This is a genomic window from Pseudobacillus sp. FSL P4-0506, from assembly GCF_038003025.1.
In the GTDB taxonomy this organism is placed as follows: Bacteria; Bacillota; Bacilli; order Bacillales; family Domibacillaceae; genus Pseudobacillus.
In genome coordinates this window covers 3,426,449-3,442,287 of the sequence record NZ_JBBOOI010000001.1, presented here as the reverse complement: position 1 = coordinate 3,442,287, position 15,839 = coordinate 3,426,449, and the positions used below count along the sequence as shown (strand labels likewise).

The following is a 15,839-nucleotide window of genomic DNA, read 5'->3' as shown; positions in this document are numbered from 1 at the left end:
AAAGGCAGGTATAGGCATGAGTGTATTTGTTAATAAAGACACAAAAGTAATCGTTCAAGGTATCACTGGTAAAACAGCTCTTTTCCATACAAAACAAATGTTGGAATACGGTACAAAAATCGTTGGTGGTACATCACCGGGTAAAGGTGGAACAGAGGTAGAAGGCGTACCGGTATTTAATACTGTTAGTGATGCAGTAAAAGCAACAGGTGCTAACGCTTCTGTTATTTATGTTCCTGCTCCATTCGCTGCAGATGCAATCGTAGAAGCAGTAGATGCAGAGCTTGATCTTGTTATCTGTATTACTGAACATATCCCAGTATTAGATATGGTAAAAGTAAAACGCTATATGCAAGGCAAGAAAACTCGCTTAGTTGGGCCAAACTGCCCGGGTGTTATTACACCTGATGAATGTAAAATTGGTATCATGCCTGGTTACATTCATACTAAAGGCCATGTCGGTGTTGTTTCCCGCTCCGGTACATTAACTTATGAAGCGGTACACCAATTGTCACAAGCTGGCATCGGCCAATCAACAGCTGTTGGTATTGGTGGAGACCCAGTAAACGGTACGGACTTTATTGACGTATTAAAAGCGTTTAACGAAGATCCAGAAACAAAAGCTGTTATTATGATCGGTGAAATCGGCGGAACAGCTGAAGAAGAAGCAGCTCAATGGGTAAAAGCAAACATGACAAAACCTGTTGTCGGCTTCATCGGCGGCCGTACTGCACCTCCAGGAAAACGCATGGGCCATGCCGGTGCCATCATTTCTGGCGGAAAAGGGACAGCTGATGAAAAAATCCGCGTAATGAACGAATGCGGAATTAAAGTAGCTGAAACTCCATCCGTTATGGGTGAAACTTTGATCGAAGTGATCAAAGAAAAAGGCATTTACGAAGAGTGCAAAACGCATTAATCTAGTTAAATAAACAACGAAGAGGCTGCTCCGAAAGCAATGCAAAAGGCATTTCGGACAGCCTTTTTCTTTACAAAGGAGGCAGTCAAACTGGACGTGCTAACGGAAAAAATCATCCACTTGCAACATTGTCATGGCATCGGCTGGAAAGCCATTTATTCACTTTTGAGGCAAGAAAATGACCTGAAGAATTTATATAACTATTCCCCTGTCTATCTCTCCCGCATACTTGCCATTTCACCTTCCCGCTCTGCGGCTGTTGTCGAACAGCTGAAGCATCAAAAGGACCGCCCTCTACTCAAAATGTACAAAGCTCAAGGGTTTCAATCGATCCCCATTTATAGTCCCTCCTATCCGCCCCTTCTAAAAACCTTGCCGCAACCTCCATGGATCCTCTATACAGCAGGAGATGTGTCTTTGCTTACGTGTGAGCGAAAAATAGCGATTGTTGGCGCGCGAACAGCCAATGAATATGGACGGAAGGCTGTACAACTGTTGGTGCCAGAACTCGTCGAATATGGTTGTATTATCGTCAGCGGACTGGCAAAAGGAGTGGACGCTTTTGCCCACGAGGCAGCTTTGGCTGAAGAGGGGGGAACGATCGCCGTTATTGCTGGCGGATTTCATCATATATATCCGAGAGAGAATTTGTCTTTAGCTCAAAAAATCATGAAATCCGGCCTGATTGTTTCTGAATACCCGCCAAACACCCCACCTAGAAAGTGGCATTTTCCTGCTAGAAACCGAATCATTAGTGGCTTATCTCTCGGTTCTGTTATAGTACAGGCGGGAAAGAAAAGCGGCTCTTTAATTACCGCTTACTGTGCTTTAGAGCAGGGGAGAGAGGTATTTTGTGTTCCGGGAAGGATTGATGAACCGTTGTCTGAAGGAACAAATGAGCTAATTAGTGAGGGAGCCAAAATAGTGCGGACAAGTGCAGATATTTTAGAGGAAATTATGTAAAAAACGATACAAATATGGAAGAAAAATCAATTAATTTTTCCGTCTTTGATAAAAAAAGGTTGCTTTTATTCGCAAACTGTATTAAATTTTGCAAAAGAATCAATGATTTTAATGATGAAAAAAATAACTTAATGAATAGAGAAAAACAAATAGAAAAACATAATTAAAATGCAATTGATTGACAATTGTCATCAAACCGGCTAATAATGTGTGTTACATCTATTTATTTTCACCTCTAGGGGGAGGTTTATGCATGTCAGAGTACTTAGTAATAGTCGAGTCCCCTGCAAAAGCGAAAACAATTGAACGTTACTTGGGGAAAAAATATAAAGTAAAAGCATCTATGGGCCATGTGCGCGATTTGCCTAAAAGTCAAATGGGTGTTGATATAGAAAATAATTATGAACCGAAATATATTACCATCCGTGGAAAGGGACCCGTGCTGAAAGAATTAAAGACAGCCGCCAAAAAAGCGAAAAAAATCTATCTGGCGGCTGACCCCGACAGAGAAGGGGAAGCGATTGCCTGGCATTTGGCTCATAGTCTTGACCTTGATACGTCATCGGATTGCCGGGTTGTGTTTAATGAAATTACAAAAGATGCCATTAAGGAATCATTCAAGCATCCAAGGCCGATTAATACGGATCTTGTGGATGCCCAACAAGCGCGCCGTATTTTGGACCGTCTAGTCGGTTACAATATTAGCCCGCTCCTTTGGAAGAAAGTTAAAAAAGGACTGAGCGCAGGGCGCGTGCAATCAGTCGCTTTGCGACTGATTATCGATCGTGAAAAAGAGATCACTCAATTTACACCGGAAGAATATTGGACAATTGAAGCCCAGTTTTCAAAAGGAACAGATTCTTTTTCAGCCTCCTTTTATGGAAAGGGCGGGAAGAAAACGGCTTTGAAATCTGAAGAAGAAGTAAAAGCGGTTCTTTCAGCTATTAAAGGAAACAGCTTCGAGATTGCCAGTGTGACAAAAAAGGAACGCAGAAGAAATCCTGCACCGCCATTTACAACATCTTCTCTCCAGCAGGAAGCAGCCCGCAAGCTGAACTTTCGAGCAAAGAAGACGATGATGCTCGCTCAGCAGCTATACGAAGGAATCGATTTGGGCAAAGAAGGAACAGTCGGGTTAATTACGTACATGAGAACGGATTCAACGAGAGTCTCTGAGGTTGCTCAAAAAGAGGCGCATGAATTTATCGAGTCGATTCATGGCAAAGAATATACAAAAGAAGCTGAAGCCAAAGCGAGGAAAGAAAAGAAACCGTCAAATGCCCAGGATGCGCATGAAGCTATACGTCCAACAAGTGTATTCAAGGAACCGGGGATGCTAAAAGAATTTTTGTCGCGCGATCAGTTACGGCTATACAAATTGATATGGGAACGTTTCCTTGCCAGTCAAATGTCAGCAGCGGTGATAGATACGGTCAGCGCAGACCTTGTAAACGGCGAGGTGACATTTCGGGCTACCGGTTCGAAAGTGAAATTTCAAGGTTTCATGAAAGTGTATATAGAAGGATCAGATGATGGGCAAGAAGAGAAAGAAAAACAGTTGCCTAACTTGGAAAAAGGGAACAAAGTAATTTCCGAGACCATAGAGCCGAAACAGCACTTTACTCAACCGCCGCCTCGCTATACAGAAGCACGGCTTGTAAAAACGCTGGAAGAGCTGGGGATTGGTCGGCCGTCCACGTTTGCTCCTACGCTTGACACAATTCAAAAACGCGGCTATGTAGCTCTTGATAATAAGCGCTTTGTACCAACAGAATTAGGCGAAATTGTGCATGAGCTGATGATGGAATTCTTTTCAAATATTATTGATGTTGAATTTACAGCAAAGATGGAAAAAGACTTAGATAATATAGAAGACGGACAAGTAGAATGGGTCGAGGTAATCGATGAATTCTATCAGGGGTTTGAAAAACACTTAGTTAAAGCGGAAGAAGAAATGGAGAAAGTTGAAATTAAGGATGAACCTGCTGGCGAGGATTGTGAAAACTGTGGCAATCCGATGGTATTTAAAATGGGCCGTTATGGAAAGTTTATGGCTTGCAGCAACTTTCCTGATTGCCGGAATACAAAAGCGATTGTAAAGGAAATCGGCGTGAAATGTCCGAAGTGCAAGGAAGGAAATATAATAGAAAGAAAAAGTAAAAAACGCCGTATTTTTTATGGGTGCGATCGCTTTCCAGAATGTGACTTTTTATCATGGGATAAACCAATTGAGCGAAAGTGTCCAAAATGTGAACAGATGCTTGTTGAAAAGAAACTGAAAAAAGGCGTGCAAATTCAATGTACAGGCTGCGATTATAAGGAAGAAACACAGGTATAAAAGCGGGAATTTCCCGCTTTTTTGCTTGTTTTTGCACATAATACTTTTTTTATGGGAACGTCTGTTGTACAATGCTTTAGGGACATAGATGTACGTACCATTATTTATTCAGGAGGCAAAAAAACAATGGAACCAGTCGTGAATGTGATCGGAGCAGGGTTAGCCGGAAGCGAAGCAGCTTTTCAAATTGCTGAACGGGGCGTGAAAGTACATCTGTATGAAATGCGGCCCGTCAAACAAACACCGGCTCATCATACAGATAAATTCGCTGAGCTCGTTTGCAGCAATTCATTGCGGGCTAACGCACTCACCAATGCTGTCGGCGTGTTGAAAGAAGAAATGAGAGCTTTGCATTCCGTTATTATTTCTGCAGCAGACCATTGTTCTGTTCCAGCAGGAGGAGCCCTTGCCGTTGACCGCCATGAATTTGCCGGTCTAGTGACTGAACGGGTGAAAAATCATCCGAACGTTACGGTCTTTAATGAAGAGATGACAGACATCCCCGAGGGAATTACTGTCATTGCTACCGGACCGTTAACAAGCCAAGCCTTATCGCAAAAGTTGAAGGAACTAACGGGAGAAGATTATTTATACTTTTATGATGCTGCCGCTCCTATTATTGAGAAGGACAGCATAGATATGAGTAAAGCCTATTTAAAGTCCCGTTATGATAAAGGAGAAGCCGCTTATTTAAACTGTCCAATGACAGAAGAAGAATTTGACAGGTTTTATGAAGCGCTGATCTCTGCGGAAACCGTTCCCCTTAAGGAATTTGAAAAAGAGATTTTCTTTGAAGGCTGCATGCCAGTGGAAGTTCTAGCAAAGCGCGGAAAGAAAACGCTTCTGTTTGGACCGATGAAACCAGTCGGATTGGAAGATCCGCGCACAGGAAAAAGACCTCATGCGGTTGTGCAGCTGCGTCAAGATGATGCCGCCGGGACGCTCTATAACATTGTTGGTTTTCAAACGCATTTAAAATGGGGGCCTCAAAAAGAAGTCCTGCAATTAATCCCTGGACTGGAAAAGGCAGAGATTGTCCGATATGGAGTTATGCACCGTAATACGTTTATTAATTCGCCGAAAGTTTTGCAGCCGACTTATCAGTTCAAGGAACGGAGTAATTTATTCTTTGCCGGCCAAATGACGGGTGTGGAAGGATATGTAGAATCCGCAGCAAGCGGTTTGATTGCCGGGATCAATGCAGCGCGTCTAGCCCTTGGAAAAGATCCTGTGGCTGTACCGGCAGAAACAGCGATTGGTAGCATGGCTCATTATATTACTTCAACAAATGAAAAGAATTTTCAGCCAATGAATGCTAATTTTGGTTTGTTTCCTGACCTTCCGGTTAAAATAAGAAACAAGAAGGAAAGATACGAAGCCCATGCTCAGCGGGCATTAGAAACAATTCAAACTTTTGTGAAAAGTTTGTAAACTTCTTGCAAGGGCTGCTTGATTGTGATACTATTTAGTAGCCCTATGGGGGTGTTTAAATGTCTGAACCTTTTAATAAGTATTTACAATCGTTCATCGAGTTCTTGCGAGTCGAAAAACACTATTCAAATTACACGATACAATTTTATCGCTACGATATTGAAGAATTCTTTAAGTTCATTACTGAGCAAAGCATTAAGAACTTAGAAGATGTGGAATACTTGGATGCACGGTTGTATTTAACAACGCTGCACGATAAACAACTGTCCCGCTCTACTATTGCTAGAAGAGTTTCTAGCATGCGCAGTTTTTTTCGCTTCTTATCCAGAGAAAAGGTCATAACGGAAAATCCTTTTGCGCTCGTGCAGCAGTCAAAAGGGGCAAATAAGCTCCCCTCCTTTTTTTATGAAGAAGAGATGGAAGAGCTTTTTGCTGTGTGCGAAGGGGAAGAGCCTTTGAACCTCCGTAATAAAGCAATACTTGAGCTGCTCTATGCAACGGGTATCCGTGTGAGTGAATGTACAGGAATTAAAATGAAGCATATTGATTTTGATTTTTCCGTGTTACTTGTTAAAGGAAAAGGGAATAAAGAGAGATATGTGCCTTTCGGAACTTTTGCCCATGAAGCAATCGAGCGATACATAGCAACAGCGAGAAAGTTCTTAATGAAGTCTACAGACAACCACTCTTTTTTGTTTGTTAACCATCGTGGCAAACCGCTGACTTCAAGAGGCGTCCGTCACATTTTAACTACACTGATTGAGAAAGCGTCGTTAACAAGAAAAATTCATCCCCATATGCTGAGGCATACCTTTGCTACTCACTTGCTGAACAATGGGGCGGATTTGCGGACGGTCCAAGAACTGCTTGGGCATGATCATCTTTCTTCTACACAAGTATACACTCATGTGACAAAAGAACATTTAAGAAAGACGTATTTAACTCATCATCCCCGTGCGTAAGTAAAGGAGGAATCAGAATTTATGGATCAGTTTCATGCTACTACAATTTTTGCTGTTCAGCACAAAGGCGGGTGTGCAATGGCCGGAGACGGGCAAGTGACATTTGGAAATGCTGTTGTCATGAAACACACGGCCAGAAAAGTGCGCAAGCTGTTCAATGGAAAAGTACTTGCAGGCTTTGCTGGATCTGTCGCTGATGCTTTCACGTTGTTTGAGTTGTTTGAGAGTAGGCTGGAAGAGTATAACGGAAATCTGCAGCGTGCAGCAGTCGAGCTTGCGAAAGAATGGCGTTCTGATAAAGTGCTGCGCCGTTTAGAGGCCATGCTAATCGTAATGGACCGCTCGAATATTCTATTAATCTCCGGAACAGGAGAAGTCATTGAACCGGATGATGGCATTTTAGCTATTGGATCGGGGGGCAACTTCGCCTTAGCCGCAGGACGCGCTTTAAAAACTTATTCAGGCGATCATCTATCCGCGAGAGAAATTGCTAAAGCTGCTTTAGAAATCGCAGGAGAGATATGCGTCTATACGAATGACCAGATTATTTTGGAAGAACTTGAGTAAAGGAGTGAAGAGCTTGGAGAAGAAATCATTGCAGTTGACGCCGAGACAAATTGTAGAACGGCTTGACCAGTATATTGTCGGTCAGAAAGATGCTAAAAAAGCAGTAGCTGTTGCTTTACGTAATCGTTACCGACGCAGTTTGTTAAGTGATCAAATTCGGGATGAAGTCATTCCTAAAAATATATTGATGATCGGTCCGACAGGGGTTGGGAAAACGGAAATTGCCCGTCGTGTCGCAAAACTCTCGGGCGCACCCTTTATTAAAGTAGAGGCAACGAAATTTACAGAAGTAGGTTATGTCGGCCGGGATGTAGAATCTATGGTGCGCGATTTAGCTGAAACATCTGTAAGAATCATCAAAGAAGAAAAAATCCAATCTGTGCAAGAGCCGGCAAGAGAAGCAGCCAATCGGCGGCTCGTAGAATTGCTTGTTCCGACAAGAAAGAAAGCAGCCAGTATGAAGAATCCATTTGAAATGTTATTTGGCGGCAGTGGACAAGAGCAGGTGAGCCAGGAGGATTCTCATGAGGAGTCTTCTATTCGAGAGCGAAGAAAGTTGGTTGCAGATCAGCTTGCGCGCGGCGAAATGGAAGAGGAGATCGTTACAATCGAAGTGGAAGAGCAGCCGCCTTCCATGTTTGATATGTTTCAAGGGTCGGGCATGGAACAAATGGGTATGAGCATGCAGGATGCACTCGGTGGGCTTTTGCCGAAGAAAAAGAAGAAAAGGAAGTTATCGGTTAAAGAAGCACGAGAAGTATTGACCAATGAAGAAGCTCAAAAGCTAATTGATATGGATGATGTTACACAAGAGGCGATCAGACGGGCCGAGCAGACAGGTATTATCTTCATTGATGAAATTGATAAGATAGCAGCTAAAGGTGCAGCTTCTTCATCGGCCAGCGTGTCGAGAGAAGGCGTGCAACGTGACATCTTACCGATTGTAGAAGGTTCGACGGTTGTAACAAAATATGGTTCGGTAAAGACCGATCATGTTTTATTCATCGCAGCAGGCGCTTTTCATATGTCGAAACCATCCGATCTTATTCCGGAATTACAAGGGCGTTTTCCAATTCGCGTAGAACTTGGGAAACTGTCAGTGGAAGATTTTGTTCGCATTTTAGTGGAACCAGATAATGCTTTAATAAAACAATATATAGCTTTATTAGAAACGGAAGGTATAGAAATTGAATTTTCTGACGATGCTATAAAACGTATAGCAGAAATTGCCTTTGAAGTCAATCAAAGTACTGATAACATAGGTGCTCGCCGCCTTCATACCATCCTAGAAAAGCTATTGGAAGACCTATCATTTGAAGCGCCTGATATCACGATGGAGAAAATTACGATTACTCCGCAATATGTAAATGAGAAGTTGGAAGCTATTTCACGTGATAAAGATGTGAGTCAGTTTATCCTATAGAGTTTCAACTCAATGGATAAAAGGGTAGAACGGGAAGTAGAAAATAAAGTAAAAAATAATGCATTGACCGGTAACAGATAGACTAGTCATTGTAGGAGGATTTTATTATGAATTTGTTAGAGAAAACAAGAAAGATTAACAAGTTGTTGCAAGATGCAGCAGGCAAACATGTCAATTTCAAAGAAATGGCAGAGTCCCTGTCTGGATTAATTGAAGCGAATGTATATGTAGTGAGTCGTCGAGGAAAGTTACTAGGCTTCGGGGTGAATCAGCAAATCGAAAACGAGCGGATGAAACAAATGCTTGCTGAACGACGTTTCCCTGAAGAGTACACAAAAAACTTGTTTAACTTAGAAGAGACTTCTTCTAACCTGGATGTAGATAGCGAGTATACTGCTTTCCCGGTTGAGAATAAAGAGTTGTTTAAAAATGGTCATACGACGATTGTTCCAATTAAAGGGGCAGGTGAACGTCTTGGTACGCTAGTGTTGGCTCGTTTAGAAGAGAAGTTCCATGATGAAGATTTAATTTTAGCTGAGTACGGAGCAACCGTAGTAGGCATGGAAATTTTACGTGAGAAGACAGAAGAGATTGAAGAGGAAGCAAGAAGCAAAGCGGTTGTCCAAATGGCGATCAGCTCTCTTTCCTATAGTGAGCTGGAAGCGATTGAACATATCTTTGAAGAATTAGACGGAAAAGAAGGCTTACTTGTCGCCTCAAAAATTGCTGACCGTGTCGGCATTACTCGCTCTGTTATCGTGAATGCGCTGCGAAAGTTGGAGAGTGCTGGTGTCATTGAGTCTCGTTCTTTAGGGATGAAAGGCACATACATTAAAGTATTAAATGATAAATTCCTCATTGAATTAGAAAAATTAAAATCAAATTAATTTCTTTATAAGTAAAAAACCGCCTGTTTTCGACAGGTGGTTTTTTTGTTGTTTATTCCCAAAATAGGAATTTTGTCATTTGTTATGGTTGGGAAATTGTGATTAAATGTGTGGTAGTGATTTCTAGTTGTGTTATTAAGTAAGTAAAAATGCCTACGTTTGTCAATTTAGTTAAAAATGTATTATTTTTTTAGCGAAATTGTAAACTTAAGTGAAATTTAAATAAGAATTATGTTATAGTTTCTAACGTGAGATTGAAAATAAATCCAAATAGGGCAAAAGGTTCTTTCCTTTTAAAATAAAGCAAATATAGGAAAAAATGTTTCAAAACGTTTTCATTCGAGTAAATATTACTAACACATCAAGCGGAGTGGTGATAAATGAAGATATTTTCAGATTCATTCAGTAACATTGAAAAAGGATTGGATTATTCTGCGCTGAAGCAAAAAGTCATTGCTAATAATATTGCAAATGCAGACACACCAAACTATAAGTCGAAAGATGTCAGCTTTAAAAAAGTATTTGACGAAACACTAGCTAATGAATTGAATGCTTACCGAACAGATTCCCGTCATTTTTCTTTTCAGTCAAGTCAAAGCCACCCTGCGGTTGTGACGAATCGCAACCTCTCATTTAATCAAAATGGCAATAGTGTCGACACGGATAAGGAAATGTCGGACCTTGCGACCAATCAGATTTATTATAATGCCCTTGTCGATCGAATGAGCAGCAAGTTTAATTCTTTAACAAATGTCATTAAAGGAGGAAGGTAAAGGTGTCCATATTTCATAGTATGAATACGACTTCATCAGCTTTGACTGCCCAGCGTTTGCGCATGGATGTTATCTCTTCCAATATGGCTAACATGGATTCTACTCGTGCCCGTCAGGTTGACGGGAAATGGGAGCCGTATCGCCGTAAATCAGTTGTTCTTCAACCTGGACAAGGCGATTTTTCTTCCTATTTAAATCAAGCAATCGGCCGTCAAAGCGGTGGAGCGGGAGATGGAGTCAAGGTTACCAACATTGTAGAAGACGATTTGACACCTTTTAAAATGGTTTATGATCCAACGCATCCTGATGCGAATGAGGAAGGATATGTGCAGATGCCTAACGTTGATCCTTTACGGGAGATGGTAGATTTAATGGCTGCCACGCGCTCCTATGAGGCAAATGTAACAGTCTTTAACGCATCGAAGTCTATGATGACAAAAGCTTTAGAAATTGGTAAATAAAGGAGATAAATAAATGGCTATTCAATCTGTGCAAGCAGTCACACCATTTTCAAAAGCTGAAAGAGCTGAATTGAAGCCTGAAGTAACCCCTTATAAAGCTCAACAGAATTTTGCCGACTTTTTAAAAGAGTCGCTTAATCAAGTGAGTCAAGCGGATGCTACATCTAATGATATGACAAGTAAGCTCATCCGCGGGGAGAATGTAGATCTTCATCAAGTGTTGATTGCCGGACAAAAAGCAAGCGTAGCGATGCAATTAACGATGGAAGTGCGCAACAAAGCTGTAGAAGCTTATCAGGAAATTATGAGAATGCAAATGTAAATGTAAAAAGACAAACTAGTGAAACACCCTTTGAATCAGAAGCAACTTAACCGGGGGATTGTAATGAATGAAACGATACGCCAACAATTAACAAGAATACGAGAATATTGGAACAGCCGTACGAAAAGGCAAAGATGGATAGGCATAGGCGCTTTTCTGCTGTTCGTTATAGCCATTAGCGCTCTTGTTTTATTTATGACAAGAGACAAGATGGTACCACTTTACAGTGAGCTTGCTCCTACGGAGATAGGAGCTATTAAAGAAAATTTGGACGGCCGGGGAATCAAGTATGAAATTACTGAAGGAGGAACCGGTATACTCGTTCCTGAGGAAACGGTAGATTCATTGAAGGTTGATTTAGCGGCAGAAGGTCTGCCTAAATCGGGAAGCATTGATTACGGCTTTTTTAGTGAGAATGCTGGCTTCGGTATGACCGACAATGAATTTAATATTTTAAAACTGGATGCTATGCAAACAGAGCTTGCTCATTTAATGACAGGCATTGAAGGTGTAAAAGATGCTAAAGTCATGATCAATCTTCCACAAAAAGAGGTATTTGTGAAAGACGATGAAGAAAAAGCCTCTGCGTCTGTTGTGCTGAAAACAGAGTCTGGCTATCAATTTGATGAAAAGCAAATTAAATCACTTTACCATCTTGTTTCGAAAAGTGTGCCCAACTTGCCAGAAGAGAATATCGTTATTATGAATCAGAATTTTGAGTATTATGACCAGCAGGATAGCGGCTCTCTCTACGGTAATGAGATGGTTCAGCAGATGGACATTAAAAAGAAAATTGAACGGGATATTCAGCGACAAGTTCAAAGTATGCTCGGCACGCTGATGGGTCAAGACAAGGTTGTAGCATCCGTTACTGCCGATGTTGACTTTACCCAGGAGAATAGAGAAGAAAACCTCGTTACACCTGTAGATGAAGAAAAGATGGCTGGTATCCAAATCAGCGCTCAAAGAATTAATGAAACCTTTACGGGCGACGGGGCAGCTGGTGGTATTCCTCAAGGAGAAGATCCGGCCGATTCACAAGGTTCCACCTATATGGGAGGGACCGGCGGTTCCGGTGACTATGAGCGTTCCGAAGAAACAATTAATAATGAAGTAAATCGCATCCGCAAGAAAATTAAAGAAAGCCCTTATAAGATTCGAGATTTAGGGATTCAAGTGATGGTTGAGCCGCCAAAGGCTAACAATCCAGATTCTTTGCCTCAAGAACGAGTGGACGATATTCAACAAATGCTTGGTACAATCGTTCGGACATCTATTGATAAAGGATATAATCAAGAGCTAACTGACCAGGATTTAGAAGGAAAGATTTCTGTTTCTGTTCAGCCATTTAAAGGAAAAGCGACGTTTACTGAAGAAAAGCAATCCTCTATACCTTGGTGGGTATACGTAGTTGGAGCCGTATTGCTTGTCATTATCGGAGTACTAGTATTCTTGATTTTGCGCGGTCGCCGTCAAGAGGAAGAAGAGTTCGAAGAAGAGTTAGAACCAGAAGAGCCGCTTGCTGATATTAACGAAATAGAAACAGAAGGATCGGCCCGCAGAAAACAATTGGAGAAAATGGCGAAAGAAAAACCCGAAGAGTTTGCCAAACTCCTCCGGTCTTGGTTATCTGAAGAATAAAAACCGATGGCATATACAAGATAATGTGTTGAATAGGAGGAATTCAGTATGGCTGTTAGAGAGAAAAAGTTAACAGGGAAACAAAAAGCGGCCATTCTTCTTATTTCCCTTGGTCCGGATGTATCAGCTTCTGTATATAAGCATTTGTCGGAAGAAGAGATCGAACGACTGACACTGGAAATATCAGGCGTAAAAAAAGTAGATACAGAGGCAAAAGAGGAAGTATTTGAGGAGTTTCATAATATTGCTCTTGCCCAGGATTATATTGCCCAAGGCGGAATTGGTTATGCCAAGACGGTGCTTGAAAAAGCGCTTGGCAAAGATCAAGCGCAAAATATTATTAACAGGCTTACTTCGTCCTTACAAGTTAGACCTTTTGACTTTGCGCGCAGAGCAGAAGCCAGTCAAATTCTAAATTTTATCCAAAATGAGCATCCGCAGACGATCGCTTTAATTCTTTCTTATCTTGATCCACAGCAGGCAGGTCAGATTCTTTCCGAGTTGCCTCAGGATGTACAGGCAGATATTGCAAGAAGAATTGCCATTATGGATAGCACTTCTCCAGAGATTATTAATGAAGTGGAGGCAATTCTCGAGCGTAAATTAAGCGCTACAGTTACCCAGGATTACACGCAAACAGGCGGAGTGGAAGCTGTTGTGGAAGTATTGAACGGGGTAGACCGGGCAACAGAGAAGACAATCCTTGACTCTCTGGAAATTCAAGATCCCGAACTCGCTGAAGAAATTAAGAAGCGGATGTTCGTCTTTGAAGATATCGTTACATTGGATAACCGCTCGATTCAGCGGGTCATTCGAGATTGTGAAAATGAAGACTTGCTATTGTCACTGAAAGTTTCAAGCGAGGAAGTAAAAGAAGTGGTTTTCCGAAACATGTCCACACGGATGGTAGAAACTTTCAAGGAAGAAATGGAGTTTATGGGGCCTGTGCGTTTGCGTGATGTGGAAGAGGCGCAGTCACGGATTGTAAGCACAATTCGCAGATTGGAAGAAGCCGGTGAAATTATTATCGCCCGCGGTGGGGGAGATGACATTATTGTCTAGAATTATTAAATCTCACCGAACGGAAGGTAACGGCAATAAAGAAATTAAAGTGAAAGTGTTTCATTCTCGGTCGCATTCTTTGGATAATGAGGAAGAATTGCCTAACCAAGCTCTTTATTTTAAAGAAGAGAAGGAAAGGGCAATAAGAGAAGCCGAAGAAGCCGCCTATACGATTATTGAACAGGCTGAACAACGCCGACGGGAAGTACAGCAGGAAATTGAAAGTGAAAAACAATCGTGGCAAACAGAGAAACAATCGCTAACCGAGCAAGCTTACGAAGAAGGCTTTCGTGCAGGGCAGGAGCAAGGGCACAAAGCAGGCTATGATGATTACATGGAGCTGATTGAAACAGCCAAGGAAACGATTGAATGCTCAAAAAAAGAGTATGAAATGAATGTTCAGCGATCGGAAAAGCTCATGTTAGATATTGCAGTAAAAGCGGCTGAAAAAATTATTAGCCAAAAGCTCGAGGAGGATGAGCAAGCTTTTCTGGGAATGGTTCAACAAGCGTTAAAGGATATGCCAGAACAGAAGGAATTGCAGATACATGTTCACCCGGTGCACTATTCATTAGTTGTTAGTCAAAAAGAAGAAATAGACGCCATGTTTCCGATCGATACGCTCTGTTACATCTATCCGAACGAAAAATTGGAGGAAGACGGCTGTTATATTGAAACGAGCCAGGGCCGAATTGAAGTAGGCCTTGACAGTCAACTCCAGCAGCTGAGAAAACAGCTATTCGAACTTCTTGAAGGTGAGGAAAAGTGAAATTAACCCAGATTGCTCAGCAAATTAGCAGCCTTGATACGTATAAACGATATGGTCGTATAAAACGAGTAGTTGGTTTAATGATCGAGTCTCAAGGACCCAAATCGTCTATTGGCGATGTATGTGTAATTTACCCGGATGGAGCAGGGAGTGGCCGGGCCATCCGAGCAGAAGTGATTGGTTTTAAAGATGAAATGGTTGTACTTATGCCTTATAGTGACATAAGCGACATTTCGCCTGGCAGTCTTGTCGAGTCTTTAGGTCATCCGCTGGCTATTAAGGTCGGCCCTTCACTTATTGGAAAAGTAATTGATTCGATGGGAGAGCCAATGGATGGAACATCCCTTCCAAAAACGCTCACTTCTGTCGGTACCGAACAAAGTCCACCTAATCCACTCACCCGACCGCCAATTAATGACCGGCTAGAGGTAGGTGTGCGAGCGATTGATAGCATGCTTACAGTTGGCAAAGGACAACGGATCGGAATTTTTGCGGGGAGCGGCGTAGGTAAAAGTACGCTCCTCGGAATGATCGCCCGCAATACAAAAGCTGATCTAAATGTTATTGCCTTAATTGGTGAACGTGGTAGAGAAGTAAGAGAGTTTATTGAACGGGATCTCGGTCCAGAAGGGCGCTCCCGATCGATTGTCGTAGCAGCCACGTCGGATCAGCCGGCTTTAATGAGAATTAAAGGAGCATTTACAGCGACGGCCATTGCTGAGTACTTCAGAGATAAAGGTTTAAATGTCATGCTGATGATGGATTCCGTTACGCGGGTAGCCATGGCGCAGAGGGAAGTCGGCTTGGCAGTCGGAGAACCACCGGCAACGAAGGGATACACTCCTTCTGTATTTGCCATTTTGCCAAAGCTTCTAGAGCGCACAGGAACAAATGAACTGGGGAGTATCACCGCTTTTTATACAGTGCTTGTTGACGGGGATGATATGAATGAACCAATCGCTGATGCAGTGAGAGGGATACTGGACGGCCACATTGTACTTGATCGTGCATTAGCTAATAAAGGACAGTACCCTGCTATCAATGTTTTAAAAAGTGTCAGCCGCTTGATGAGCCATCTCGCATCAGAGGAACACAAGCAGGCAGCCATTCAAATTAGAGAGATGATGAGCACATACTTAAATTCAGAAGATCTTATTAATATTGGTGCTTACAAAAAAGGCTCATCCGTTGAAATTGATCGTGCCATTGAATATTACCCTAAAATTATCTCTTATTTAAAGCAGCGAACAGATGAAAAAGTTTCCTTGGAAGAAAGCGTAGCGTCTCTTATTCAGTTAGCTGAGAAGGGAGAATATTAAGC

At 42.0% G+C, this 15,839-nt stretch carries 15 protein-coding genes; all 15 read left to right on the top strand.

Features of this window, described 5'->3' with window-relative positions; genetic code table 11:
• Positions 1–16 precede the first annotated feature (16 nt).
• The 15 genes from sucD to fliI all read left to right on the top strand — a co-directional run bounded on the left by sucD (position 17) and on the right by fliI (position 15,837).
• Complete coding sequence (gene sucD / locus MKZ02_RS17025; protein WP_120037210.1) at positions 17–919, top strand: succinate--CoA ligase subunit alpha; 903 nt, start codon at positions 17–19, stop codon at positions 917–919.
• Between the two features lie 39 nt (positions 920–958).
• Complete coding sequence (gene dprA, locus MKZ02_RS17020; protein ID WP_340854700.1) at positions 959–1,882, top strand: DNA-processing protein DprA; 924 nt, start codon at positions 959–961, stop codon at positions 1,880–1,882.
• A 253-nt stretch (positions 1,883–2,135) separates the two neighbouring features.
• The gene (gene topA, locus MKZ02_RS17015; RefSeq protein WP_120037214.1) at positions 2,136–4,220 is read left to right on the top strand and encodes a type I DNA topoisomerase; all 2,085 of its coding nucleotides are present in this window, start codon (positions 2,136–2,138) and stop codon (positions 4,218–4,220) included.
• Between the two features lie 126 nt (positions 4,221–4,346).
• Positions 4,347–5,651, top strand: coding sequence for an FADH(2)-oxidizing methylenetetrahydrofolate--tRNA-(uracil(54)-C(5))-methyltransferase TrmFO (gene trmFO / locus MKZ02_RS17010; RefSeq protein ID WP_120037216.1), 1,305 nt, complete (start codon positions 4,347–4,349; stop codon positions 5,649–5,651).
• Between the two features lie 59 nt (positions 5,652–5,710).
• On the top strand, positions 5,711–6,613 hold the full coding sequence (gene xerC, locus MKZ02_RS17005) for a tyrosine recombinase XerC (RefSeq protein ID WP_340854697.1): 903 nt from the start codon (positions 5,711–5,713) through the stop codon (positions 6,611–6,613).
• Between the two features lie 21 nt (positions 6,614–6,634).
• Positions 6,635–7,180, top strand: a complete 546-nt coding sequence (gene hslV, locus MKZ02_RS17000) for an ATP-dependent protease subunit HslV (RefSeq protein ID WP_120037220.1) — start codon at positions 6,635–6,637, stop codon at positions 7,178–7,180.
• Positions 7,181–7,193: 13 nt separating this feature from the next.
• Positions 7,194–8,603, top strand: a complete 1,410-nt coding sequence (hslU, locus tag MKZ02_RS16995) for an HslU--HslV peptidase ATPase subunit (RefSeq protein ID WP_120037222.1) — start codon at positions 7,194–7,196, stop codon at positions 8,601–8,603.
• 107 nt (positions 8,604–8,710) lie between these two features.
• A complete protein-coding gene (gene codY, locus MKZ02_RS16990; RefSeq protein WP_120037223.1) occupies positions 8,711–9,490 on the top strand; it encodes a GTP-sensing pleiotropic transcriptional regulator CodY in 780 nt (259 codons plus the stop codon).
• Between the two features lie 380 nt (positions 9,491–9,870).
• Positions 9,871–10,263 (top strand): flagellar basal body rod protein FlgB, encoded by a 393-nt coding sequence (gene flgB / locus MKZ02_RS16985; protein ID WP_120037225.1) that lies wholly within the window; start codon positions 9,871–9,873, stop codon positions 10,261–10,263.
• A gap of 2 nt (positions 10,264–10,265) precedes the next feature.
• Complete coding sequence (gene flgC / locus MKZ02_RS16980; RefSeq protein WP_120037227.1) at positions 10,266–10,724, top strand: flagellar basal body rod protein FlgC; 459 nt, start codon at positions 10,266–10,268, stop codon at positions 10,722–10,724.
• A gap of 13 nt (positions 10,725–10,737) precedes the next feature.
• Positions 10,738–11,046, top strand: coding sequence for a flagellar hook-basal body complex protein FliE (fliE, locus tag MKZ02_RS16975; protein WP_120037229.1), 309 nt, complete (start codon positions 10,738–10,740; stop codon positions 11,044–11,046).
• A gap of 63 nt (positions 11,047–11,109) precedes the next feature.
• Complete coding sequence (gene fliF / locus MKZ02_RS16970) at positions 11,110–12,687, top strand: flagellar basal-body MS-ring/collar protein FliF (protein ID WP_340854691.1); 1,578 nt, start codon at positions 11,110–11,112, stop codon at positions 12,685–12,687.
• A gap of 48 nt (positions 12,688–12,735) precedes the next feature.
• Positions 12,736–13,749 carry a flagellar motor switch protein FliG gene (gene fliG, locus MKZ02_RS16965; protein WP_120037233.1) on the top strand — a complete coding sequence of 338 codons (1,014 nt, stop codon included), beginning with the start codon at positions 12,736–12,738 and terminating at the stop codon, positions 13,747–13,749.
• Positions 13,742–14,518 (top strand): flagellar assembly protein FliH, encoded by a 777-nt coding sequence (gene fliH / locus MKZ02_RS16960; RefSeq protein ID WP_340854690.1) that lies wholly within the window; start codon positions 13,742–13,744, stop codon positions 14,516–14,518. The genes fliG and fliH overlap by 8 nt, the downstream gene beginning before the upstream one ends.
• Positions 14,515–15,837 carry a flagellar protein export ATPase FliI gene (fliI, locus tag MKZ02_RS16955; RefSeq protein ID WP_120037237.1) on the top strand — a complete coding sequence of 441 codons (1,323 nt, stop codon included), beginning with the start codon at positions 14,515–14,517 and terminating at the stop codon, positions 15,835–15,837. The genes fliH and fliI overlap by 4 nt, the downstream gene beginning before the upstream one ends.
• The last annotated feature ends 2 nt before the right edge of the window (positions 15,838–15,839 follow it).

Bases quoted from the DNA above. Each gene is read 5' to 3' on its own strand.
- sucD (WP_120037210.1), top strand. From the start codon at position 17: ATGAGTGTATTTGTTAATAAAGACACAAAAGTAATCGTTCAAGGTATC.
- dprA (WP_340854700.1), top strand. From the start codon at position 959: ATGCAAAAGGCATTTCGGACAGCCTTTTTCTTTACAAAGGAGGCAGTC.
- topA (WP_120037214.1), top strand. From the start codon at position 2,136: ATGTCAGAGTACTTAGTAATAGTCGAGTCCCCTGCAAAAGCGAAAACA.
- trmFO (WP_120037216.1), top strand. From the start codon at position 4,347: ATGGAACCAGTCGTGAATGTGATCGGAGCAGGGTTAGCCGGAAGCGAA.
- xerC (WP_340854697.1), top strand. From the start codon at position 5,711: ATGTCTGAACCTTTTAATAAGTATTTACAATCGTTCATCGAGTTCTTG.
- hslV (WP_120037220.1), top strand. From the start codon at position 6,635: ATGGATCAGTTTCATGCTACTACAATTTTTGCTGTTCAGCACAAAGGC.
- codY (WP_120037223.1), top strand. From the start codon at position 8,711: ATGAATTTGTTAGAGAAAACAAGAAAGATTAACAAGTTGTTGCAAGAT.
- flgB (WP_120037225.1), top strand. From the start codon at position 9,871: ATGAAGATATTTTCAGATTCATTCAGTAACATTGAAAAAGGATTGGAT.
- fliE (WP_120037229.1), top strand. From the start codon at position 10,738: ATGGCTATTCAATCTGTGCAAGCAGTCACACCATTTTCAAAAGCTGAA.
- fliF (WP_340854691.1), top strand. From the start codon at position 11,110: ATGAATGAAACGATACGCCAACAATTAACAAGAATACGAGAATATTGG.
- fliG (WP_120037233.1), top strand. From the start codon at position 12,736: ATGGCTGTTAGAGAGAAAAAGTTAACAGGGAAACAAAAAGCGGCCATT.